This is a genomic window from Prolixibacteraceae bacterium (assembly GCA_019856515.1).
Taxonomy (GTDB): Bacteria; Bacteroidota; Bacteroidia; order Bacteroidales; family Prolixibacteraceae; genus Halosquirtibacter; species Halosquirtibacter xylanolyticus.
The window spans coordinates 4,080,891-4,107,476 of record CP082230.1 but is presented as its reverse complement, the minus strand read 5'-3'; the positions used below and the strand labels follow the sequence as shown (position 1 = coordinate 4,107,476).

The following is a 26,586-nucleotide window of genomic DNA, read 5'->3' as shown; positions in this document are numbered from 1 at the left end:
GACATTTTTTAACACTATACGTATAGAAGAAAACAAATCACATATTATGTAGTGATACTTTTACTAGACATAGTAAAAGATATAATGGTATTTATTAATATTTTAAGATCTAACTACAATTATCAACACTTTCATCAGCATATAATGTTAGTGTTCTTTTCATATTATCTATAACTACTTTCTCAATACATAAAGTTATCAATAAACCGAATCAACAACTAGAGAACATATTTAAAACTAGTTGAATTAACATCAAACAATTGGTCATTATTTTATGAATCCAATGATACACATTTACAATCTATGAAATTATTATTTAATCACAAGTTGAAAAGAAGGTTAAGCTCCAGCTTGAGCACACCTCGGATCACGCTTAAATCTCTGGCTATAGTTACTGCCTTATTTATGTCATATAACTCGAATGCAATTTCATCTAACGATGCTATAGAATCGCATATTGAAGTGACACAAACTGTAAAGACAAAATTAATCAGAGGTCAAGTCATTGATGAAAACAAAGGTCCTCTACCTGGAGTTACCATAACTACCGAAGGAGCCAAACATGGAACAATTACTGATATGGATGGGTTCTTTCAACTGAAGATAGAAGAGAGTGTTGATAAATTACATTTTTCTTTTGTTGGTATGAAGACAAAAACGGTAATCTTGGGAACCAATAAGTTAATTAATGTGCAGTTATTTCCAAGTGCAATTGGACTTGACGAAGTTGTAGCTGTAGGTTTTGGAACGCAGAAAAAAGCCAACTTAACGGGGTCAGTAGCCTCAGTTGGAGAAGAAGCCTTCTCAAGTAGACCCGTTTCAAATGTCACACAAGCTCTACAAGGGAAAGTTGCTGGATTATCTATTACGACCAATAAATCTGGTGGCACGCCTGGGGCAAGCAAGTCAATCAACATTAGAGGATTAGGGTCAGTAAATGGAAAGAATGCTCCTTATGTACTAGTAGATGGTATTGAGATGAGTTTAGATGATATCAACCCTAATGATATTGCACAAATTTCTGTATTAAAAGATGCTGCTGCTTCAGCGATCTATGGTGCACGGGCAGCATATGGAGTGATATTGGTAACGACCAAAAATGGAAAAGAGGGTATTCATGTTAACTACTCTAACAATTTCTCTTTTTCTACTGCCACAAACCTTCCCAATAAGATGAATTCACTGGATTTTGTTGAGTATTATAATGATGCAGCACACAATTCAGGACAATCTCCAGTATTTAATGATGAGATGATTGATCGCATCAGAACTTACATGGGTGATCCCAATAGCATTCCCGTTGCAGTACCTAAAACGACAGATCCAACACGTTATGATTGGGGAACTGCGAATGCCAATACGGATTGGTATGACGAGCATTTTAAATCTTGGGTTCCAAGTCAGACACACAACATTAGTATTAGTGGCGGAAATGGTAATACTAAATTTTATTTGAGTGGAGGATATTTCACACAAGATGGAATATTAAAGTATGGAGATGATAAATACACACGAAAGACGATTAATGCAAAATTAGAGACTAAAATTGCATCATGGATTACCGTTAAAGGGTCGATCTTGTATAGGTCATCGACAAATGACAAACCATCGACAGGAATTGAGCAATATTTTCATGATGTATCAAGATTATGGCCTACGTACCCTATTATAGATCCGAATGGAAATTTCACCGATCTATCAAAAGTGACAGGAATCAGAGATGGAGGGCGTAATATTCAAGAGAAGAATCTGTTTGGATTAACAGGGGAGATTAATTTTGAGCCTATAAAGAACTGGGTTACTACGGTTAGGATAAATAAAAAGATTGGATTTAACGAAAGCAATAAGAGCTCATTATTCTATAATGGTTATTTGGTTGATGGTTCAACAGTTCCTTTAAATAGACAGAACTCATTAACAACGGGGGCATCATCTGCAAACTTACTATCACCTCAAGTTTTTACCACATATAAATTAGATCTTGCGAAGGATCATCATTTCAATATTTTGGCTGGTGTACAGCAAGAGCTAAAAGAGTCAGAAGGAAAGACAATAACACGAAAAGACTTAATCACTCAAGGTGTTGTTTCTGTAAAAACAGCAGTCGGAGATCTAACGGCTTCTGATAATCGAGAACATTCATCTACACAGAGTCTATTTGGACGTTTTAATTACAACTATAAAGGCAAATACTTGATTGAGATGAATGCTCGTGCTGATGGAACTTCGCGTTTTGCTGAAGGTAGTCGTTGGGGGTTCTTCCCATCAGTATCTTTGGGTTATGATATTGCGAAAGAGGGGTATTTCAAATCATTGACTGATCATATATCTCAATTAAAAGTGAGGTTCTCTTATGGTTCTTTAGGAAATCAGAATGTTGCTAATTACTTGTATTTGGAGAACATGAAATATAAGGCTCAATCAAGTTGGATACTGGGAAGTGTTCGTGATCCTTATATGGAAAATCCGAATATCAAGAGTTCAAGTTTGACATGGGAGGTGGTAACCACAAAAACAATTGGTCTTGATATTGCCCTCTTAAACAACAGGCTGACAGGTACATTTGATTTCTATGAAGGAATAACAAGTGATATGTTAGGGCCTTCAAATACAGTCCCAGCAGTATTGGGAACTGGTGCACCCAAAGAGAATAATGCGGAGATGAGAACCCGAGGAATAGACTTCTCATTATCATGGAAAGATAAAATTGGTGATTTTAATTATTTCATCACAGGAACACTGAATAACTACTCAAAGGAAATTACGAGCTATAAGAATGATCGCCAGTTGATCAATAATTATTATGTGGGTAAGGAAATTGGAGAAATATGGGGATACCGTTCCAATGGATTGTTTCAATCAGAAGAAGAGGTAAAGGGAGCTCCAAGTCAGAAGTTCATAAATAAAAAGCCATGGCAGGAAGGTGACGTAAGATATGAAGATCTTAATGGAGACAATGAAATAAATAAAGGGAAGCAAACCATTCAAGATCATGGTGATTTAGAGGTTATTGGAAATACGACACCTAAGATGCAGTATGGAATTAGTCTTGGTGCTTCATGGAAAGGATTCGATTTTTCTATGTTTATTCAAGGGGTAGGAAAACGAGATCTGTGGTTAGATCAGAGTTATTTCTTTGGAATTGTAGGTAATAAACATGTCTCTTCCGCTTTTAACGACCATAAAGATTATTGGACACCTGAAAACACCAATGCTTATTATGCTCGTCCATATATGGATAGACAGTCTGGAAAGAATCAGCAGAAGTCATCAAGGTATCTACAAAATGGTGCATATATACGACTTAAGAACCTACAATTAGGGTATTCATTACCTAGTTCCTTACTACAAAAGTGGTCGATCACTAAAATTAGACTATTTGTCTCAGGAGAGAACCTATGGACACACTCTAACCTTGCAGATATGTTTGATCCAGAAGCAACTTCGGGAAAGAAAAATCGAAATTCAAACAAAGCAGGTACGGGTAATGGTAAAATATATCCACTACAGATGGTTCTTTCAACAGGTATCAGTGTTTCTTTTTAATAATTATGATGATGAGAAAAAATTTAGCTTATATATTTATACTTTCTTTCTTAATGATTTCATGTGAGAAAGACTTTCTAGAGAGATATCCATTAGACAAGATTAGTTCTGCTGATTATTGGACTTCTGAAAATGACCTTAGGTTATATGCCAATAAGTTTTATCAGAAGTTACCGTCACATGGCACAAACTACTCCTCTGGTTATATGTTTAGTCGAGATAAAGGCACAGATAATCTAATCTCAGGTAAAGCAGATGATCGTTTTAGTGGTGTATTGGTTACTCCGTCGAGTGATGGCAGTAAGTGGAATTGGAGTACTATACGTTCTGTAAATTATTTTATTGCTCATTGTGATAAAGTTACGACAGGAAATAAAGCTTCAATTAACACATACAAAGGGGAGATCTATTTTTTCAGAGCATATTTTTACTATAATTTATTAAAAAAATATGGTGATCTTCCTTGGGTTGATAAGGTGATGACAGAAAATTCTCAAGAGCTTTATAATCCACGTGTTTCTAGAAATATCATTGCAAACAATATTGTTAAAGACTTAGATATTGCCATTGAACTGCTTAAGTCTCGCGCATCTCAAAAAGGGGATGATAAGATGAGGATTTCTAAAGAAGTAGCATTGCTTTTTAAGTCTAGAGTTTGTCTATATGAAGGTACTTGGGAGAAGTATCATCAAGGAACAGCATTCGGTGTTGATGGAAAAGATGGTAGAGAATTTCTAGAGCTTGTTCCAGACGTATTGAAGCAAATGAAGATGCTAGGGACATGCGCTATTGAGACTGGAGACCCTACGAATGCTTACTGGTCTCTGTTTAATAAGAGCGACTACACGAATAGTAAAGAGGTTTTATTGTGGAGGAAGTATGATATAAGCTTAGGCTTAGGTCATAACCTAAATAGAAACCTTGCGAGAGGAAACAGCGAAGGGTTAACCAAATCATTTATTGATTCTTTTTTGGATATTGAAGGAAATCCGATTTCAGCAAGTAATGTTTTTCAGGGTTATAATTCATTGACTGAGATTGTAGCTGATCGTGATCCTAGACTGAAACAATCGGTTTGGGTAGAGAATACGACATTGACAACAAATCATCCTTCTGGTAAAGATGAGTATTTTGATATCCCTCTAGTGGTGGCAAGTACAGAAGATCGTAGTATTACTGGATTTAATACTTACAAAGGTTTTAATCCTGATTATGATCAGAGATCAGCAAATCATATTTGTACTACTGGTGCGATTATTATGAGATATGCAGAGGTGTTGTTAAATGATGCTGAAGCCAAAGCTGAATTAGGAACATTAACACAAGCAGATGTGGATCAAACAATTAATGTTCTACGTGATCGTGTAGGAATGGTTCATCTAGATATTGCAAATATCACAGAAGATATTAATTGGCAATTCCCAAAAGTATCAGATGTGATTAATGAAATAAGAAGAGAACGACGTATTGAACTGTCATTATCAGGATATCGTAAAGATGATTTGATGAGATGGAGAGGTGCCTCTTCTTTTATCAATAAACGTCCACTTGGGTTTAAATATACCGGGTCAGTATACGAAGGAAAGTATTTAGACAAAAAAGGAAAAGACATGGTTAAATTAAATCAAAATCTTTTCTTGACAGATGAAGGATTTATTGATCCTTTCAAAAAGATACTGCCTAATGGTTATGGTTTTGATGAGAATAGAGACTATCTACTTCCGTTGCCATTAGATCAATTGAATCTAAATAATAACTTGAAGCAGAATCCTGGATGGGAATCGTAATGAATTGAGTTAACTATGATGAATTAAAATAATTACGTTTATCTCATTACAGACAAGTCTTTATTAAGTTCTATTATTGTATTGAAAGAACTTGGTAAAGACTTTTTTAATGGCACATGTTCATCTACACTGTCATAATCTATTGACAAAAAGAACTTCAGATATAACAAACGAGAAGTTCGTATGTATTCTATTGAAATTGTCGATATTTAAAACAGAGCAAACCTATCCATTATAATCGATTCGTTCTGTTTTAAATATCAACAATTTATTTTATGTACTGACCTATTTAGTTTATATTATTCATCTAAATATAAGTACTTAAGACTCCTTCTCTTCTACTAATAGGGAGTATTCAGGTTTATATAGTTGATACCATTCATCTATGGATACCTTGGTATCCCATTTGTTTTTATCGGTCAACTCTATTAGTTTCTCAAAATGAGAAGTCTCGAATTGAAAGTTTTTAAAGAATTTCTCTAGTTTAGGATGTTTTTTGGCCCATGAACGAGAACATACTTTTACCAGTTGGTATTTGGTTGCAAAAGCATGGTATGGATCTTCAACTATTTTAAATAGTTTTTTGTTGATCATGGGATGAGGATAACAGCCTACGATAAAAACATCTTGCTTTTTTTGCAGTCTATCTTTAACCAAAGTGACCATTTGTAATTGGTCCATTCTTTCGACACATAGGTTGAAGTTATAGCGCTTTTTGATTTCATTAAGAGCACACTCCGATTCGAAACCGAATGTAGGAGTATAGATCGTATGAGAATCTTTATTTTCTTTGTTTTCTAACTCAGCCAAAGAGTTAATCTTAGTATAATGAGGAACGATCACTCCCATCAAAGCTTCATTATAGAGGTTTCCTAATACGGCATAATCAGGACCTGGCTCTGGATAGATGTTTTGTGGAACCCAATCAGAAAGCACAATATCTACTTTTTTATTTCGTAGGGCTTCCATTGGGTTATGGGTAGGTTGGATCTTCACGTTATATCCTTTTGAGACAAGGATACGCTTTGCAAATTGTGTAATGGCTTTATTCTGCCGCCAATGATCGTATGCAATCACAACATCTGGGCGGCTCTTATCATTCGTATTTACTGTTTTCTTTTTTGATGTTGAACATGCAAAACAAGCACAACAACAGATAAGAACAGACACCAAAGAATTAAGGTTCATGGGAAAAATTTTAATTAGATTATTATTGTCAACTATGGGTATAAGGGGAAATTTATAAAATCGAACAAATATATACATTTAACTTGATTGGATTTTTACTGAATTAGCTCATATAATATGATAATTTATTATCGTAAGGACTTTTAAATTTGTCCAATTTTCAATATTCATCTAAACCACAGAATATAATGGGACGAATATGTACGATGATTATGAACCATTGTGCAATAAATGACATTCTATAATAATTGGTTGAGCTATCTTAGACTAGTCATGATGTATAGAGCTTATAATACAACAAATAAGAGAAGAGTAGTTATAAGTATATGATCGATAGCTTTCGTTCTATTTTGGTTATACCGTGGTTATATTTTCACTATTAGGTGAGTAATGCTCTCTGGTTATCTAAACAAAATATATTCGCAATAACTTATCTATTATTTCGAAATGATTTTGAGGTTATATCAAGCATGATGACTTTAACTAAATAAACTTAACAAACGTATGAGTAAAAGAGATCTACTATGGATTATCTGCATGGTCTGCTTTATTTCGATAAACAGTTATGCACAAGAGGAGTTCCCTCACTATTCTAAAGGAAGAACGCATGTCGATACTTCGCAAGTAAGTGCGACAAAGTGGAAAGCATTGAAAAGAGATGTGCCAGCATGGTTTAATGATGCTAAATTTGGCATTTATGCCCATTGGGGGCCATATTGTGTACCGATCTATACTACCCATTACACTGGAAGTGGAAATAGCTGGTACTCACGATGGATCTACACCAAAGGGCATCCCTATAATATCAATCAAATCAATAAGTATGGTCCTTTGCAGTCGTTTGGATACAAGGATTTCTTTCAGATGTTTTCGGCACCGAGATTTAATGCAAACGAGTGGGCAGAGATTGTAGCAGCTTCTGGAGCTAAGTTTGCAGGTCCTGTAGCGATGCATCATGATGGTTTTGCAATGTGGGATAGTGATGTGGCTCCATGGAATGCAGCCGACTATGGTCCCAAAAGAGATATCTGTGGAGAGCTGATAGAGGCCTATAGAGGTAAGGGGTTGAAGGTGGTCTCCTCTTTTCATCATGGTTATACTTTTTCGGGGCTCTACTATGGTAGGAGTAAGAATATAGAACCCAATACGGATATTTACGATCCGAAGTATGCCAAACTTTATGGAAACTTTAAGGATCAACGGGATGCAGAAGCATATTGGCTCGCCCTACTAAAAGAGTATATCGTGAAGTATAAGCCGGATCAGTTGTGGTTTGACTGGGGCCAGAGGTGGATTAGCTGGGAGACACGATATCAGTTGGCGAAATTCTATTATGAGACATTAGAGAGAGCTGGGATGAAGGGTATTATTTCAATGAAAGCCAACCAATGGCCTATCGAAGTCAGTCTACGTGATTTTGAGAGAGGTGGCGCAAAACAGATCGAGTCGCGTCCTTGGCAGACAGATGACTCTCCAGGTCCATGGATGTGTAAAGAGCAGATGGTCTTTAAAGGAGCTGATTGGATTAAAACATTGCTTGTGGATGTGGTAAGTAAAAATGGTACGTTGCTACTAAATATTACACCTCATCCTCTTGGATATATACTCGAAGATCAAGCATCGTCTCTTCGTGAGGTTGGTCAATGGTTAAATATCAACGGGGAAGCTATCTATGGTTCACGACCTTGGAAAGTGTACTATCAAGGTCCAAACAGTAGGTTTACGTTGAAGATAAAGAAAGGGCAGCATCTTCCTAAAGGTGTCGAAGTATATGCTAACAGTGGGCACACCTACTATATCAAGCTACAAAGCAATGATTTTAGATTTACTCGATCGAAGGATGGTGGTTCACTCTATGTTTTTGCAATGAATCGTCCATCGGACTTTGCTATTGCCTCGCTCCATTCGAAAGATCTAAAGCGACACAGTACAATTAGCCTGTTGGGTTCTGACAAGAGGGTAAGCGTTGAATTTAATAAGGAAAAGCAAGCTTATGTGAAGCTTGACACTTTCAGTAAGGAGATGGAGAAGCTTTCGGCTCCATATGTATTTAAAATTGAAGGGTTAAAACGATAACCGTTAAAGCAAAATATCATGATTCATAAGGAAATCATATTGTCCTTTTTGAATCATGATATTAATACCAATTATCTTTATAGATAATTGGAATAATCATTCCCTAATGGGTCCCCGAAGGGACCCGACCTGTTCGAAGTTACTCTTTATCCCAACCGGGATTCTGTTTCAAATTAGGGTTCTCAACAAGCGATTGACGAGGAATCGGCTTTAGATAATGCTTCGATTCGTCGAAAGTTCTAGAATATCCAACATCTCCTTTATACATGTCGATATAACCATTCTCATCTATTTTCGTTTTACTTGTAACATATTTTGCATTCATTCCTGTGACTTTCATACCTCTTAATGGCTTCTCTAAGAATTTACCAGCTTTCCAACGCATTAAGTCATCATATCTAAACCCTTGGGCAGCTAGTTCCACACGACGCTCACGACGTATCTCTTCCAAAAGTGGAGATAATGAATAGTCGAGAAGGGATCTATCTGATGTTGCAGCAGGTTCAGCAATAGGGGCAACGGTTAACTTTGCATCCATACCGACACGAGCACGAAGATCATTTACGGTAACATCTAACACCTCTTGTGTACATTCGCCAAGTTCCGCAGTTGCTTCAGCATAGTCTAACAGTACTTCAGCATAACGAATAATAGGTGCATCCATACCTCCCATATCACCATAGTTTGTTTCGTTAAATTCGTAAGATAAAGAGAAATGATAACCTGTCGTGGTAGAAAATAAAGCTCCCACATTCTGTTCTTTTCCCTTTGGATTTACAAACTTAGAACCAAGAAGTGAAGGTACTGGAATAGTCGAGATTGGCACTTCAGATGCAATTGGTGCAAATACACCTCCTTTAGGTGAGAACCATATGGTTTGACGTAGACGAGGATCACGATTGCTTAGCTCTGCTTCAAGGTTCTCATCATTACTGCCATCATAGAATGTACCATCAAGATTCAAATAGTCATTGACAAAGTCTTTTGTTAGCCCATCTTTACCATTACGGTAACGTAAACGAGCATGTCCATAGATACCAGTGATATATCGACGTACAAGGATAAGTTCATTAATACCACTCATTTCAACGAATTTGAATAGATCATGGTATGAGCTTTCTACACCACTTCCTCTATAAAGAGAAAATTTCTTCGAGTCTATTAACTCTTTGGCTGCATCACGCGCATTCTGTAGAAATATCTCTTCATCACCCAATCCATGGTACTTTCTAAAGGTTCCTTCATGTAGGCAGATTCGTGCTTTCAAAGCCAATGCAGTTCCTTTGTTGACATAGTCGTTTTTCTTGATATCCCCCCACTTCATATTCTCACAAGCGAAAGTAATGTCAGTCAACACAGAGTCCATCACATCTTTTCGAGGGGTACGCGCACCAAAAAGAATCTCTTTATCGTTTGGTTCAATCAATTTTGAAGACCAAGTTACATCTCCAAATTGCTTTACTTTTTTGAAATAGAACCATGCTCTCCAGAATTTAGCAATTCCTTCATAATGTTTCTTTTCTACATCTGTCACCACACTATTAGGAAGACCTGCCAATAGGAAGTTTGCCTTTCTAAGCTGCGCCCAGTTTTTCACTTCACCCCATCCACCTTTGGAATCTGGGACGATCTGCTGTCCAGCGGAGATCTTATTAAACCTAAAAGGTGCTTGATTATCTGTTTTATCATCTTCATATAGATAACCTTTTTGGCCCCATCCACCATCGTGTCCTACAATCTCCGTATAGAAACCATTACAGTAAAGGTCTAAGAATGTATTGGTCCACTTTGTTTCAAGAGTCAAAGCATCTTTGGGTTTTGTCTCAAGAAAATCATCATTACATCCGACCAAAGCGATGATGCTGATCATTAATACTCCTAAATATTTTATATGTCTCATGTTCATGTCCTCCTAATTAGAATGTGATGTTTGCACCAAAAGCTACGGTTCTTTGGAATGGATATATCTTTCCCCCTTCATTCAATCCTTCAGGATCGAACGTCTCATTCAGTTTAGTATACTCCCATAGGTTCTGACCAGTAACATAAAGTCTAATTTTACTGATTCCTGCGCCTTGAGTCCAATGCTTTGGGAATGTGTACCCAAAAGTGATGTTCTTAAGTCGGATATATGATGCATCTTGTAGATAACGAGTCTGCTTATTCATGTTACCACGATCTTTATTGGGGGCATTACGTGGAAGGAATCCATCTTTGTTGTCTTCTCTCCAGTGGTTGTTATGTGTCCATTTCGTCGGAACAGTATATGTTTGAGCAATATTACCCCAATAGTGTGTAGATCCAATCCAGTAGTCTCTCTTGGCAACCCCTTGGAAGAAGATTGTACAATCGAACCCTTTAAAGTTTAGATTGGTTGTAATACCATAAGCATAGCGTGGTGTATCGTTTCCAATAATCTTCAAATCACCATGATCATCTAGCGTTTTTGCACCATTGGTGATCTTACCATCTCCATTTAAATCTTTATATCGAACATCACCAGGTTGTGAATCATATAGACGGAACTGAGAGTAATCGACGTTTTGCTCCTTAACTTCTTCGACTGACTGAAAGATCCCTTCGGTTTCGTATCCCCAAATCTCCCCAAGCTTCTGACCTTTATAGTATATATTTTTTGTGTCAATAATATTATTAGGATTGTCGAACCTTGTTATTTCTGTTTCATTATCTGAAAGGGCTAAAGTTACTCCATATCCGAAATCCGATCCTATCTTATCTTGCCATTTAAGCGAAAGTTCCCATCCTTTAGTCACCAAATCAGCTCCATTTACTTTTGGATAAGCTGCACCAAACATCGCTGGGCCACTCATTGGCAAAAGCATATCTTTCGTTTCACGCTCATATTTGTCAAAAGAGACATTCATACGACCACGCAAAGCGGTGAGGTCTAGTCCGTAGTTAGTTGTCGTTACCGTCTCCCATGTTAGGTCGGCACTGGTTGCACTCGCAGGTGTAATTACCATGGCACGCTCTCCACCTAAAATATATGGAATCGTTTTGGTTTGCATGGTTCCAAGGTAAGGCTGGTAAGAAAAGACAGCTTTCCCATTCACTTTATCCTTAATCATCTGGTTACCCTGTGATGCATAAGATACTCTAAGTTTAAAGTTGTCAATTACCTTCTTCACTCCTTTCATAAATGGCTCTTCTGTTACTCTCCAACCTGCAGAATAGGAAGGATAGAATGCCCCACGATCTTCAGTTCTAAAACGAGAAGTAAGGTCATAACGTCCATTCACTTCCATTAAGTAACGCTCTTTAAAGTTATAATTTACTCTAAAGAATCCTCCTCTTATGGAACGTACACCACCACTACCATTTGTTGTTTGGTCTCCTGAGGTGAGTCCTAAATTCGGAGTTTCGGCAAGCTTATCTTTACGCTGTACCCAATATGAGTTGTCGATTATCTCCTCTTGGTTGTAACCAGCCATTAACTTAAAGTTATGGGCATCAAATGCACTACCTGTATATTCTGCAAAAGCGTTAATGGTTTCGTAATCTTTATAAGCAGCAGACTGTTTTACATAGTCGTTTGCAGGTTCAGAAAGAACTTCTCCTTGGTTAAGATAAGCTATCTTTCTAAAATCAACCTGTTTATCATTAGATTTACGGTTAGTAGTATAATCGGCCTTGATAATCATCCCTTTGAATGGTCGAATAATTGTATTTGCAGTGATCCAGTTATCATCGATACGAATATTTTCACGTCCACCATCGGTTAGATAGGCAATAGGGTTAGATTTTGATTTCCAAGCACCCATTTCATCATCATACTCTGAACTTGCATTTGGCTTTTGACGATAGATAGCATGCCAATAAGAGCCAATATTATTATACTTTACAGGCTTATCACTCTTACTACGGTTAAGGGTTGACTTCAGTCCAATAGTCCACCACTTATATAGATCTACATCTATTTTCAGTGACACATTAATTCGCTTATAACTATCATCTGCCGCTTTTAACAGACCTTGTTGATCATACATACCGAAAGATCCATAATAGGATACTTTACCTGATCCACCAGATACATTGGCTGAATATTTCTGTACTGGAGACTGATTCGCGAAAATAAGATCATTCCAATCAGTATTTTTGAAGTTAATAACGTTACCGTTATCATCTAACACATCTCCATTTTCATCTTGCAAATAAGAGATATCTTCACCGTTTACATATTTCTGGTATGCTGACAAGACTTTCTCTCCATAAAATGGCTTCTCTCCATCCGCAACTCTCCACTCGTCGTAATTGAGCATGTAGTCATATGTATTTACAGGATCTGGTTGACGACTAGGGCGATTGAAACCATAATATGCACTTACATTTACCGTAGGCTCACGATCGCGCTTACCATTCTTTGTAGTAACCAATACCACACCAAAGGCAGCACGTCCACCATAGATAGCACAAGATGCCGCATCTTTAAGGACCGTAATATTCTCTACATCATCAGGATTAACTAGATTCATGGCCATCTCTACCCCATCAACAAGTACAAGCGGGCTACCACTAGTAATAGAAGTAGTACCACGGATATTAATCTTAGGAGCAGATCCGGGTTGTCCATTTTCTACTGTCACGTTCAGTCCCGCTACGGAACCTTGAAGGGCATGACTCAAACTAGGTGCTGGTCGATCGACAATCGTCTCGGAAGATATCGTCTCCACAGCCCCAGTAAGGTTGGCTTTTTTCTGAGTACCATAACCAACAATAACGACCTCATCAAGGCCCTTTATATCACTACTAAGGATCACGTCTATTTTTGTTTTTCCTTTTATTATAACTTCTTTGGAAGCGTATCCTACGTAAGAAAAAACAAGGGTATTACCTTCAGTCGCTTTGAGCTGGTAAACTCCATCGAAGTTAGTAATGGTACCTGCATCGGACTCTTTTACTCGAACAGAAGCACCCGGAATAGTCTCACCAGAGGCATCAGAAACCGTTCCGGTGATCACAATCTTCTCTTGTGCTATAGATGAAGAGGAAATCATCATATAAACAGAAAGCAAAAGAAGCGTTGCAATCTTTTTTGTTAATAATTGTTTTCTCATATGTTTTTGGTTTTAGAGAGTTTATTGATTTCACTTACGAAAATATGTTTATGTATGTTCATAAGTGTTTCATTCCTTCCAATGATTGACTGTATATGAACAATTAACAACATTTATGTTTGCGTTTATCCATATGTTCAATTCCATTTATCATATAGTTAAATAGAACTACGTACAATTCAATCCTGTCAATATGAGAGATCAAAAAGAGTTCATTTTTTGGGATATTATAATGAGATTTGGTATGATATTGAAGAGAAAAAGAGTATTCAACATTCAATCAACAGCACTTTATTGACATCTAAATGAACACATTATCATTAAACAGACAGAAACTAATGATGCTCATATAACTTATGCTGAAGTATAAATATCTATTTCGGCATCCAATTCTAGGTAAATTTGAAATACACTACGTATAGAGATCAAAACTAGCATTACACTATTTTTCACTATATTTACTATTGCTAAATAGATATACAAATATCATATATATCCTAACACTGAAGAAGAGATTGAGGGTATAGAGATAAATTATTTAGTTGTGTTAAGAAAAGCACATACTTCAGTTGTTAATCTAGGATTAATGACTGAAGTATGTGCTTTTTTTGCTTGTTATTCCAACGGATTATCAAGACGGGAGTGAGACTATTTCGAAAAGGTCTTATTCAAACAGATTTAAAGATAGAATCATAACCTTAGGATTATGATGATAGTTTTAATGTCGAACAGACAAATAGAGACTAAGAATAAGGTTCCATCTAATCTGGCATGTAATTATTAAACTCTAAATAGCAGAATGTATGAAAAGGAAGAGCTCTTTTTTAATGGTGATTATTTTACTCCTATCTCTTACGACAAGTTGTGAATGGCTTTCGATGAGGAAGCTCGAAAGAGCAAATATCTTTTGCATCTCTGAAGATAAATCGGCTATCATTGTCGATGGAATAATCAACTCAAATGCTCTTGAGGATTTTAAACGACTGATGGAAGAGCAACCTGATATCAAGAAGTTGAGATTTATACAGTGTGATGGGTCTATCGATGACAGTATCAACCTTGTGCTAGGCACTCTTATTCACAAAAACAGGTTCAACACCGAAATCGTAGCTAATGGGAGTGTTGCATCTGGAGGTACTGACCTATTCCTAAGTGGGATATATCGTACTATAGGTTCTAATGTTGAAATAGGAGTTCATTCGTGGGCAGGAGACGAAGAGGTTGCCACTGACTTTGAGAAAGGACATAAATATCACGAGCCTTACATCCGTTATTATCAGGAGATAGGGATGACAAGAGATGATGCGGAAGCTTTTTACTATTTCACTATATATGCTGCACCAGCAGATGGAATACATATTATGACACCTGAAGAGATCGAACAGTATAAGATCCAAACAGAGTAGTGTTTTGCAATAGATAGGCCCATATAAAGGAATTAATACCATTATATGGGCCTAATTAACCGACTGTTAGAATCTATATTTAATTATCCTAAGATATCATTCAACATCTATAGTTCTATTTACTTAATATTTAGGATTCTTAGGAGTCCATGCAAACTTCTTAGAACTATTGTCTAATGGTGTTTTTGCCAAGTGGTTCACATAATTACTTATAACCTTTTGTGATAGGCCTAATACGATATCTAAAAGATGTCTGTTTTCGTAACCCACATCATAAAATCGTTCTAACTCAGCATCTGTTAGCACACCTCTATTTCGCACAATAAGCAGGGTGGTATTATGTAGAACTTGCAACTTATCGGAAGGCAAGAAAGTCTCATTTCTTAATGCCTCTATAATATCACTATCCACTCCCATCGACTTAGCAATAAGGGTATGTGCCGGAACACAGTAAGTACATTCGTGTTCAACATTAATCGTCTGCCACACCACCGTAAGCTCTTCTTTGTTAAACGAAGAGTTCTCAAATAACTTATGTAATCCAACATAGGCCTCAAGGAGTTGGGGAGATTCAGCCAATACACCGTATAAATTAGGGATACGTCCTCTATTCTTCAAAGCATCTTCTAGTATTGAATGACTCTTCTCTGGTGCAGATGCTACATCGTGTATCTTAAATATTCTCATCATAATATAAAGCGTTACATTTAAACTTTGGTTCTGAAATTAGATATGAGATAGTGATCGCAATGTTTCGTTACTTTTCATCAAACATTAAGTCCTATAAGAACACCATATTGCCAGTTATGTTTTCATGAAATCAGATGTTTAACGATAGGTGCTTATTATTAACAGATGGATTCATATCATGTTAATTCAGCAAATGAAGACACAAAGAGAGGAGTGACCTAAGATATTTGGATAAAACCGATACCAGAGAAGTGTTGGTGCTACAAGGGAAAGCAGGTAATAGGAGGAAAAACATTGCCTCTAACATGAGGAGTTCTCACGATAGAGGCTATGGATAGTATTTTTATGATCTGTTCATTAGCTCTTCAACCATACAAGTCAGAGAGATAAAGTCTTCAACACTCATCTGTTCAGGACGTCTTTGAAGCATTTCAGTATCTAACTCTGAAACATTCGCACATACCGACTTGAGACTGTTACGAATGGCTTTCCTTCTTTGATTAAAGATAGCTTTGACTACACGGAAGAACATCGCCTCATCACAAGGAAGAGTTTGACGATCATTACGAGTAATACGCATCACTGCCGACTGCACTTTTGGTGGTGGGTTAAAGACATTCGCCTCCACCGTAAAAAGATATTCGACATCGTAGAAGGCCTGTACAAACACCGAAAGTATTCCATACACTTTTGATCCATGAGGCGAACAAATACGCTCTGCCACCTCTTTTTGGATCATCCCGACAGATTCAACCACTTGATCTCTATTCTCTAATATCTTAAAGTATATCTGCGTTGAGATATTGTATGGAAAGTTACCGATAATGACAATAGGATCTTCTGATATCGCTTTAAAATCCATCTTCAAAAAGTCGCCATCGTAAATACGATCAGAAAGAGTTGGATAGTGTTCTTTTAGATATGCCACAGATTCGACATCAATCTCTACAGGATATACCTCTGGAAATTCCTCTTCGATCAAATATTGAGTTAGCACCCCCATTCCTGGACCCACTTCAATAACCTTAGACACCTCTCGGTGTTGAATACTATCGACAATTCTTCTTGCAATACTTAAGTCTGTCAAGAAGTGTTGTCCTAAATTCTTTTTTGCTCTTACCAGTGACATATTTTTCTTCTATTAATATATGGAATTCATCCAAAAGAGATATCTTAGCTAGCTACAATTTGGTACTTTTGTATGTTAGCATGAATATGGATGCAAATATAACAAGCTTGATGAAACTTCTGTTTTGTTAAACCTCTTAAAATTAATTCTCTTGGTTAAGATATTTCAAAATAAACTTAAATATATTCTTTTTCTTCTGATAGGTGCAGGAATATTTTACTATATCTATCGTGACTTTGATTTTCAGTTATTACGCAACCATCTGTCTCAAGGCTTTAAATACCAGTGGGTATTGATGGCCATGGGGATGATCATCTTAAGCCACGTATTTAGGGCTTTAAGATGGAATATTGTATTAAACAACAACCAGCGTACCGTCAGTTTTAGCAACTCTTTTTTGGCGGTAATGTCTGCATATTTCATGAACTATATCGTTCCTCGAATGGGAGAAGTGACTCGTTGTGCTGGCATATCTAAAATGGAGAAGATCTCTTTTAGCGAGGCTCTAGGAACAGTAGTAAGTGAACGTATTATCGATATGATCATGCTCCTATCGCTGACAGTGGTAGTGATCCTTGCACAGACCTCTAAAATCATTGACTTCATAAAAGAGCAACCCAAGATATATGATAAGATCACGATGATTTTTCTAAATCCTATGGGCATAGTGGCTATTATAGCCATCGTAGCTGCATTGGGATTCATAGCGTACAAAGTGATCGTTTCGGAAAGACTAAAGAAAATCACAATGGTACAGAGCTTTATACAAGGTATTCTGGCTATTGCAAAGATTCAAAAGCCATTTCAGTTTATTCTCTATACGCTAGCCATATGGTTTCTATACTTTGCGATGGACTATGTATGCTTCTTTGCTTTTGACTTCACAAGCCACTTAAGCGTCATGGCAGGAATGACAGTATTTGTCTTTGGTAGCTACGGAATGGTGGCGCCCGTTCAAGGAGGAATGGGACCATGGCATTTTATGACTGTCGAAGCATTAGCACTTTATGGCGTGGGTCGACAAGAGGGATTAATCTTTGCATTGGTAGTACACTCCGCCATAACCCTTGTGACCATCGTGGTTGGAGGGATCACATCTATCATAGTTACATTTAAGAAACCACATCAATTGACGGAGGCATAAGAAAATGAAGTATGAATATTTTTTAGCAAAAAGACTGTTCTTCGATAAGAATCAGAAGCACCATTTTAGTCGGTCGATCATTAACTTTGCCGTAGCAGGAATAACGATTGGTATTGTGGTGATTATTCTGGCGGTCTCAATTACTGTCGGTTTTAAAAAAGAGGTAAAAGACAAAGTTGTAGGATTCGGTTCCCACATTCAGCTATTGAACTATAGCACAAGCAATAGCTATGACAACATACCAATTCTCTCTGATGAGGAATGGGTCGATAAAGTGAAGTCGCTCGACAACGTCAATCATATGGAGACCTTTGCGACCAAATCTGGTATCATACATACCGGTGAAGAGATCGAAGGAGTAATACTTAAAGGATTCGGGACAAACCACCGCTGGACCTTCTTCAAGAAGCATCTTGTCGATGGCAAGGTATTAGATCTAAAGCGCGACAAGGCAGGCATTGGTATCATGATATCCCAATCTCTTGCATCGAGAATGCGACTCAAAGTAGGCGATGCAATACGAATGTATTTCATGAAAGAGTCACAAACGGTTCCCCAGCTACGTAAGTTTATTGTAAAAGGCATCTTCTACACCTCTCTAACAGAGTTCGATAAGATCTTTGCCCTTGTAGATATCCGACAAATTCAACGTCTCAATAAGTGGGCACCAAATCAAGTCAGTGGTTATGACATTACACTTAACGATTTTGACCGTCTAGATCAAACCACATATGATGTACAAAACATTGTTCTTAACTATAAAGAGAACATCCCCACCATACGCCCCGTGAATATCAAACACAAATACAGAGAGATATTCGACTGGCTAGGGCTTATCGATATGAATGTGTGGGTTATACTAGGGCTCATGATTGCGGTGGCTGGCTTTAATATGGTCTCGGGTGTACTGATCCTTATTCTAGAGCGCACACAGATGATTGGTACATTAAAAGCGATAGGAGCTCAGAACAAAAGCATCCGAAGATTGTTTCTAACCATAGCAGCCTTTCTTATTACCAAAGGTCTGTTTTGGGGGAATCTTATCGCATTAGCACTCTGTTTTGCACAGAAAAAGTTTGGTATCATTCCTTTAGATCCAACTTCATACTATGTCGATAAAGTCCCCATCGAACTCAATATCTCTTATCTGGTAATCCTCAATATCGCGACACTTGCCATTACCATTATAATGCTTGTGATTCCGTCGATGATGATATCTAGGATCTCGCCAGACAAGGCCATTAAATTTGATTAGATGAATAGAAGAGAATCCATTAGCTACCTAAAAGAACAGATTACACACCATCTCCCTGGAGAGGAGGCACACCTTCGAATGCTACCTTATATTAGAGAGCTGAAGCCTCTAGGAAAGCATGTACAACCGAAAGAGAGTGCTGTATTGATCGTGATATGGTTCGACCAGACATTCAAAACATGTGTGATCAAACGAACTTCAAAAATGAGAAATCATGCAGGACAATTTGCCCTCCCTGGAGGCAAGTTCGACATCGAAGAAGATCGTAACCTAATGGATACTGCACTCAGAGAGACTTTCGAAGAGGTGGGACTCAACATCAATAAAGAAGATGTGATAGGACCACTCTCTAAAATATATATCCCTGTGAGCACCTTCTATATCACCCCCTACCTTGCGTTTATCAGTGGCAAACCACAATTTCAAATCAATCCTGATGAAGTAGAGGCACTCGATGAGTTGATTATCGACGATCTCTTTGGCTCTAAAGGCAATATGCAAGTCGATGTCAAAGGGAACATCGTCACAGTTCCTAGCTACAACTATCATAACACCAAAATATGGGGAGCCACCGCCATGATTCTTTCAGAGATGGAGATAATATGGAATAGGTTAAAAGAGAAGGCACAAAGTCAGATTACATTTTAACCCCCATCACATCCGTTAAACAAGGATATCTATACAGGAGCCTGGCTTACCAAAATCGGGTAGATGGCTGGAAGATATTTTATCTTCCAGTACACCTCCCACACCACCGTACGTACGGGTCTCGTATACGGCGACTCCCTAAATCACGACTTTACTTTCTGATAATAATCACTTAGCGTAATATAGCCTGCCTTCTCCAAATTCTTATTCGTTATAGTCGTTTGTAGAATTGGACTCTTTGAAATGCGCCAATACTTTTTCCTCGTATTAGCATATTCATACGCTTTGTTCTTCGAAACTCCGAGTTTCATTAAATTCTTCATCTTCGTTCTTACTCTTTTCCAACATTTCCATATTACCATACGGATACGTCGTCTTAGCCATTCATCTACTTGTTTCAGAAATGATTTCATATCTGCCAATCGATAATAGGTTACCCATCCTTGAATATAGCTTTTAAGCTTGGATTTGATTTCATCGTAACCAATACTATTATTCCGTGCTACAATTCCTTCCAAAGAGCGCTTCACTTTCCGTTGTGTCTTTTTCGACAATCGAAAACGAACGACACCTTTTGTTTTGTAAAAACTGTAGCCAAGAAACTTAATCTGATTGTAGCGCACCACTTCTGTTTTATCTCGATTCACTTTTAAGAATAGAGTATCTTCTATAAAACGAATTGTAGAATTCATCGTGCGTGTAGCTCCTCGCTTGCTTTTACATAAGATGACAATATCATCTGCATAACGAACAAACTCATGTCCTCGTCTTGTGAGTTCATGGTCTAATTCATTCAGCATAATGTTGCTTAGCAATGGACTTAATGGTCCTCCTTGAGGAACTCCTGTTTCTGTTTCTTGAAACTGCTCTTCAACAACAACTCCGGCTCTTAGATATTTATGGATTAAGGAAACTAATCGACCATCTTTTATCGTTCGTGATAAGATCTCTATCAACTTGCTATGATTTACGGTATCGAAAAATCTTTCCATATCCATATCGATAGCATAATGATAACCTGCTGTGATCGTTTGGCTACAGGCTATAATAGCTGTATGTGCTCCTTTATTCGGACGGAATCCAAAGCTATAATTGGAAAACTGTTCCTCATAAATAGGACTAAGAACTTGTGAAATGGCTTGTTGAATAACTCGATCCACGACAGTAGGAATACCTAAAGGGCGTGTTTTACCTGGTTCTTTGGGTATTTCGACTCGTCGTACAGGATTGGGAAGGTACTTCCCTTCTCGTAGTTCTGCTATTAAAACTTCTCGATGAAGTCTGAGATAATCTTTTAAGGATTCCACTTGCATCTCATCAACTCCATGACTCCCTTTATTACGATAAACCTGTAAATAAGCCTTATTTAGGTTACCTGATTCTAGGACACGTTCTAATAAATTATCTGTTGTAATGTTCGTTTCCATAATGCCTTCAGTTATCCCTTGAAAGTGTGCGCTCTTGAGTTATTCTCGAGTTCCGCTCTACCTTCACTTAAGTAGCTATCTTCCGATATTTTCTGCATTGATCCTTTCATTAGGTAACAGTCTGTATTATGAACAATTTAAGATTCAGTCCTTCCTGTAAAGTGGCTACAGTACTATGACCTCGGCTGACTTCTCACAGTTAACTTTTTATGAATGGACAGGGAAATACATTGTATCCATCTGCGAGACCTCCCATGGTAAGGAAATTAACTTTCACTCCATCTATCCGCCACATCTACGGTATAAACTCCGTGTAGAATTCGGACTTTACTTTGTTGTGCAAGCTTATCCAGTTATATACCGCCTAATGCGATTCGTATACCTCGGATCAGAGTTTTGCATACGGCTTCCTTCAGGTTATACCTCACGATAAGCACCCTTGCCTTCTGCTAGGTGGTTGGCTCTACAAACCTCCACTACGGACTTACACCGATTAGTTAATTTCCATGCATGGCACACAATCGGGTAGATGGCTGGAAGATATTTAATCTTCCAGTACACCTCCCACACCACCGTACGTACGGGTCTCGTATACGGCGACTCCCTAAATCACGACTTTACTTTCTGATAATAATCACTTAGCGTAATATAGCCTGCCTTCTCCAAATTCTTATTCGTTATAGTCGTTTGTAGAATTGGACTCTTTGAAATGAAATGCGCCAATACTTTTTCCTCGTATTAGCATATTCATACGCTTTGCTCTTCAAAACTCCGATCAAATATGCCGCATGAAATAATGATAATTCGCCATCGGGTTAACACTTACCTTTTCGTAGTTCTGTTATTAAAACTTTTCGATGAAATCTGAGATAATCTTTTAAGGATTCCACCTGCATCTCATCAACTCCATGACTCCCTTTATTTCGATAAACCTGTAAATAAGCCTTATTTAGGTTATCTGATTCTAGGACTCGTTCTAATAAATTATCTGTTGTAATGGTCGTTTTCATAATGGCTTCAGTTATCCCATTGAAAGTGTGCGCTCTTGAGTTATTATCGAGTTCCGCTCTACCTTCACTCAAGTAGCTATCTTCCGATATTTTCTGCATTGATCCCTTCATTAGGTAACAGTCTGTATTATGAACAATTTAAGATTCAGTCCTTCCTGTAAAGTGGATACAGTACTATGACCTCGGCTGACTTCTCACAGTTAACTTTTTGTGAATGGACAGGAAAAAAAATACACTGTATCCATCTGTGAGACCTCCCATGGTAAGGAAATTAACTTTCACTCCATCTATCCGCCACATCTACGGTATAAACTCCGTGTAGAATTCGGACTTCACTTTGTTTGGCAAGCTTATCCAGTTATATACCGCCTAATGAGATTCGTATACCTCGGATCAGAGTTTTGCATACGGCTTCCTTCAGGTTATACCTCACGATAAGCACCCTTGCCTTCTGCTAGGTGGTTGGCTCTACAAACCTCCACTACGGACTTGCACCGATTAGTTAATTTACATGCATGGCACACCAAAAAAAGGAGATCTTTTTAAATAAAGATCTCCTTTTTTATATATCGTATAATATCAAACTTATGACGCCCTCAATAGATTCGCATAACTATGATATCGCTCCATCACGTTCTGTACGTAATTCGTCGTCTCAGTACCTCTACAATAACCCCATTTAACCACAGGATCTTTATAGTATTTACTCAACGACTTCTTCAATAAGAAAGGCGCTACATTATCGTCCCACGTATTCATATCCTTACCATACTTATTGGCCAAACGGCGCGCATCTAGAATATGACCCAAACCAATATTATAAGAAGCAAGCACAAATTTAACTCGCTCTTTAGGGTCCGATATATGATCCATAAAGTAACTATCCAGCCATGCTAAGAATCGCGTTCCAGCATAAACATTCTGCTCTGGGTTCTTTAAATCAGTAATCTCATAACGATCTGCTGTCTCTGGCATCAGTTGCATTAAACCAACAGCTCCAGCCCATGACTCCGCATCTGGATTAAAGTTCGACTCCTGATAAACAACCGAAGCTACAAGACGCCAATCCCACTCAATATTCTTACTCGCCTCTTTAATAATATCATCATAAGAGGACAAGTGATCGCTCGTTGCCGACTTACTTACATTAGCGGTATATCGTCTCGAACGTTTCGAAGTGTAATATTTAGCATACAACATCTTATATTGACGAGTCTTAGAGAAGTCTAACAACCACTTACTAATATATTCGTTCAAGGCCGTCGAATTAGAACGAACAGCCCATGCCATATCTTGGGTAAAGCTAACGGGTGTTGAAATATCTAGATTCTCATAATAAGCTTGATTAAGTCGCGCCACCTCTTCATCACAAACTGTCATAGGTACTTTGCCATTTGCAACCATCCCAATCAACTGCTCTACGCCATGAAGCGAATCGGTCACGATATTAATATCCTCACCTATTTCATCAGAAAGACTATTCAATCTCTTATAGAAGGCAGTATTTTTCTGTACATAAACTGTCTTCTCTGCTAGATCTCTCACATCTCTAATTAGATGTTCGTCGACCTCTTTACTTGCCATTTTACGCCATGATTCTGGCTTTGGCTGTACCAAAACCTGTCGGCTAGACAATAGCGGATAAGTGAAAAGAACTTTTGCCTTACGCGATTTGGTAATCGTAAGATTCTTTGCAATTAGATCTACGGTACCACTATCTAATAGGTCGAATGTCTCTTTTATATTATTACTTACACGAATATCTAAGGATACTCCCATATCATCAGACAGTAGGTGTAAGATATCATATTGGAAACCCATCGGTTGACCACGATAAATAAAGTAGTTAATTGAATTATAATCAATAACAACTTTAAGTGTTCCTGATACTTGAATCTGTTCAAGCTCTTTTAAAGCTGCGCCACGTTGTGCTTGCCCAACTTCTTTTTGTAAGTTTTTATCGCCCTTACAGGAAGCGAATATAAACAACATCAATATCAAATGCTTGATATACGATCTCATAAAATATGTATTGGTTCATAAATAGGATAAATCCCTTACTTTAGAAACAATGTTCCTTAAATATGGTTCATCCGTTACCTTGCCCTATATCTCGTATAAGGTCTTCTCAAAAAATTATATATCTATTTAGTCATAGAAGCTCCACGATGCTCCGAAAGAGAGATCTGCAGGCTGTATTGGATACGATGGTGATGTAAAGTAGTCAATTCCTCCAAGTAGTTGGTTAACAAATGCATATTTCACAAACAATCTCACACGCTTTAACTTAAGCGATAAGAATAGGTCACAAACTGGATATCCTCCAATTTTCTCGTCATTTTGTAAATAGAATTGATTTAAAGATGGAGAGTATTTATCCGCATAATATTTCGTTGAAAAATATGTGTCCACTCCAAACTGTCCCTCTAATACAGGGTATATATAGCCACTAATGTAAGTACTATTTCTAAATATAAATGACGGTATATGAATGTACGTATCAGAACTGCTTTTCTGATAGATCATACGATTCTCCATTATGAATGGTCCAAAATGGAAATCTTTTTGTAAAGAGACCGACCAAACAGAGAACTCACTCGCTGCTTGCTCTGGTACTACGTTATATCCATAGTATACGTAATTGTTAATAAAGGCCATGTCCGCTCCTACCTTGAAATGGATCGATGGCTTCTCATATTTTGCATGTAATAATAGACGATATGTTTTATCAAAATTATTATCCCACTTATAGTGGTTCGATGTATATTTCTGCACATAATAGTTAGGCGTAGTCAAATCCATCTCTGCATTCAACGTCAAAAATGATGTATCACGCTTCGTTCGTATCGGCTTCGACATCACACCATAAAGCGATAGATCCTGGCTACGGTATCCTGTTACATAGTAACGTCCTCCTGCCGACCAGTTCCAAAACTTCCCTTTCTCGCGTGCCACCTCTCCGCCAACATACACATTATACAAATTCTCCTTGATATTCACTCCCGAAATAGACTGTGTCCCCTCCGGCGTAAGAATCTGTTCTGTCTGTGGCAGTTGCTCTCCTATGATATCAAAACCTCCATACACACGTTTCGAAAATGAGTATTTACGATCCTCATCCTCTTGAAATTTCACCTGTAACAAGTTAGACAATACGCTCTCTTTTGCAAAATCATCCGTGCGACTATCCGACAAATAGTAGGTGGGATTATATCCATAATAATAGTCCGAATCCAATGTAGAACCTGTTCCATTCGACGGATTAGCCTCTGTCTCTGTATACGATTTTGTATCGTTACGATAAGAGATCGTATGCATCAACGTGATTTTAGGTACGAACTCTTCATATACACCATCTTCATACTGTACCTTCTCGAATTTACCCAGGTCATACTTATGATTATAAGAGATATTAAACTCTTTCATCACATTCTGACTCCCTTCCATCCACACAATGTAGTTCTCAGGCTTCAGATCTTTGTTATGAATCACATTTGGGTTTCGCAACCCTCCATTCTCTTGCTGGCTAACCTTGTTTTGTGAAAAACTCAGATATCCAGAGTATCGCTCTCCTTCATAATTCGTAAAGAAAGTGAATGAATTATCCGTACTGTTTTGATACTGATAACGACCATCAGAGCCATTATACTTATAGTCAAACCCAAAGTTCAGATAAGGAGTGATATTTTGTGTATGAATAACATGAAAAGTAGTCTGCCCTTTGGGTTTATTATTCCACCACTGTGAGTAGTCCAATAAAGTATAAGGCGTTGTGGTATTATAGTAAACCACAGAGTTTGGATTCGTAATATAATCTTGATAATTTTTCAAGTACTGGAATCCACTAACAGAGTAGTCTCGCTCAAAAAAAGAGTAAGATTGATATGCCGTACCTAAGTTACCTGTGTTCTGCACATATATATTCTTCTTTTGATCTAAGCGTCGTTGATGAAAATGCGTCAAACTAGTATCCATCTCTGTCGTGATCTTCTGTGAGAAGTCTTCATTAAAACGCCACGTTTTAATGTACGACTTTATAGAATCACTCTCTTCAGGATGATTATGCCCACTCTCCTCCTCTGATTCTTCAATCCCTGTCAGGTCATTTACTTGACCTTGAGATGTAGACACTGTTCCGAGGATAACGAGAACAAATAATGATATGACGTACAATAATTTCATCGCAGCAAAAGTAAATATTTAAA

Annotated in this window: 16 protein-coding genes; 7 read left to right on the top strand and 9 right to left on the bottom strand. The window is 37.6% G+C overall.

Features of this window, described 5'->3' with window-relative positions; translation table 11 throughout:
• Positions 1-405: 405 nt before the first annotated feature.
• Both K5X82_15090 and K5X82_15085 read left to right on the top strand, forming a co-directional pair.
• The gene (locus tag K5X82_15090) at positions 406-3,546 is read left to right on the top strand and encodes a TonB-dependent receptor (protein QZT36559.1); all 3,141 of its coding nucleotides are present in this window, start codon (positions 406-408) and stop codon (positions 3,544-3,546) included.
• A gap of 11 nt (positions 3,547-3,557) precedes the next feature.
• Positions 3,558-5,333 (top strand): RagB/SusD family nutrient uptake outer membrane protein, encoded by a 1,776-nt coding sequence (locus K5X82_15085; GenBank protein QZT36558.1) that lies wholly within the window; start codon positions 3,558-3,560, stop codon positions 5,331-5,333.
• Positions 5,334-5,654: 321 nt separating this feature from the next.
• Here K5X82_15085 and K5X82_15080 read toward each other — a convergent pair whose 3' ends face one another.
• Complete coding sequence (locus K5X82_15080; protein QZT36557.1) at positions 5,655-6,521, bottom strand: glycine betaine ABC transporter substrate-binding protein; 867 nt, start codon at positions 6,519-6,521, stop codon at positions 5,655-5,657.
• 504 nt (positions 6,522-7,025) lie between these two features.
• On the opposite strand from K5X82_15080, the gene K5X82_15075 reads away from it, so the two are divergent.
• On the top strand, positions 7,026-8,597 hold the full coding sequence (locus K5X82_15075; protein ID QZT36556.1) for an alpha-L-fucosidase: 1,572 nt from the start codon (positions 7,026-7,028) through the stop codon (positions 8,595-8,597).
• Between the two features lie 139 nt (positions 8,598-8,736).
• On the opposite strand, the gene K5X82_15070 is transcribed toward K5X82_15075, so the two are convergent.
• Both K5X82_15070 and K5X82_15065 read right to left on the bottom strand, forming a co-directional pair.
• Positions 8,737-10,497: a RagB/SusD family nutrient uptake outer membrane protein gene (locus tag K5X82_15070; protein ID QZT36555.1), complete on the bottom strand. Its 1,761-nt coding sequence runs from the start codon at positions 10,495-10,497 to the stop codon at positions 8,737-8,739.
• A gap of 16 nt (positions 10,498-10,513) precedes the next feature.
• On the bottom strand, positions 10,514-13,672 hold the full coding sequence (locus tag K5X82_15065) for a TonB-dependent receptor (protein ID QZT36554.1): 3,159 nt from the start codon (positions 13,670-13,672) through the stop codon (positions 10,514-10,516).
• A gap of 803 nt (positions 13,673-14,475) precedes the next feature.
• On the opposite strand from K5X82_15065, the gene K5X82_15060 reads away from it, so the two are divergent.
• Entirely contained in the window at positions 14,476-15,078 is a 603-nt protein-coding gene (locus K5X82_15060) for a hypothetical protein (protein ID QZT36553.1), read from the top strand.
• A 123-nt stretch (positions 15,079-15,201) separates the two neighbouring features.
• Here the strand turns inward: K5X82_15060 and K5X82_15055 are convergent, their stop codons facing one another.
• On the bottom strand, positions 15,202-15,768 hold the full coding sequence (locus tag K5X82_15055; protein QZT36552.1) for a hypothetical protein: 567 nt from the start codon (positions 15,766-15,768) through the stop codon (positions 15,202-15,204).
• Between the two features lie 343 nt (positions 15,769-16,111).
• On the bottom strand, positions 16,112-16,897 hold the full coding sequence (gene rsmA, locus K5X82_15050; protein QZT36551.1) for a 16S rRNA (adenine(1518)-N(6)/adenine(1519)-N(6))-dimethyltransferase RsmA: 786 nt from the start codon (positions 16,895-16,897) through the stop codon (positions 16,112-16,114).
• Positions 16,898-17,048: 151 nt separating this feature from the next.
• Between rsmA and K5X82_15045 the strand changes: the two genes are divergently transcribed.
• Genes K5X82_15045 through K5X82_15035 form a run of 3 tightly spaced genes read left to right on the top strand, consistent with a single transcriptional unit; the run spans position 17,049 to position 19,944 of the window.
• Positions 17,049-18,041, top strand: a complete 993-nt coding sequence (locus tag K5X82_15045) for a flippase-like domain-containing protein (protein ID QZT36550.1) — start codon at positions 17,049-17,051, stop codon at positions 18,039-18,041.
• Between the two features lie 4 nt (positions 18,042-18,045).
• Positions 18,046-19,296, top strand: a complete 1,251-nt coding sequence (locus tag K5X82_15040) for an ABC transporter permease (GenBank protein QZT36549.1) — start codon at positions 18,046-18,048, stop codon at positions 19,294-19,296.
• Positions 19,297-19,944, top strand: a complete 648-nt coding sequence (locus K5X82_15035; GenBank protein QZT36548.1) for a CoA pyrophosphatase — start codon at positions 19,297-19,299, stop codon at positions 19,942-19,944.
• 143 nt (positions 19,945-20,087) lie between these two features.
• Here the strand turns inward: K5X82_15035 and ltrA are convergent, their stop codons facing one another.
• From ltrA to K5X82_15015, 4 genes are all read right to left on the bottom strand, one after another.
• A complete protein-coding gene (gene ltrA, locus K5X82_15030) occupies positions 20,088-21,371 on the bottom strand; it encodes a group II intron reverse transcriptase/maturase (protein ID QZT36547.1) in 1,284 nt (427 codons plus the stop codon).
• A gap of 815 nt (positions 21,372-22,186) precedes the next feature.
• Positions 22,187-22,480 (bottom strand): hypothetical protein, encoded by a 294-nt coding sequence (locus tag K5X82_15025; protein QZT36546.1) that lies wholly within the window; start codon positions 22,478-22,480, stop codon positions 22,187-22,189.
• Between the two features lie 486 nt (positions 22,481-22,966).
• Positions 22,967-24,403 (bottom strand): transporter substrate-binding domain-containing protein, encoded by a 1,437-nt coding sequence (locus K5X82_15020; protein QZT36545.1) that lies wholly within the window; start codon positions 24,401-24,403, stop codon positions 22,967-22,969.
• A 126-nt stretch (positions 24,404-24,529) separates the two neighbouring features.
• Positions 24,530-26,563 carry a putative porin gene (locus K5X82_15015; GenBank protein ID QZT36544.1) on the bottom strand — a complete coding sequence of 678 codons (2,034 nt, stop codon included), beginning with the start codon at positions 26,561-26,563 and terminating at the stop codon, positions 24,530-24,532.
• Positions 26,564-26,586: the final 23 nt, after the last annotated feature.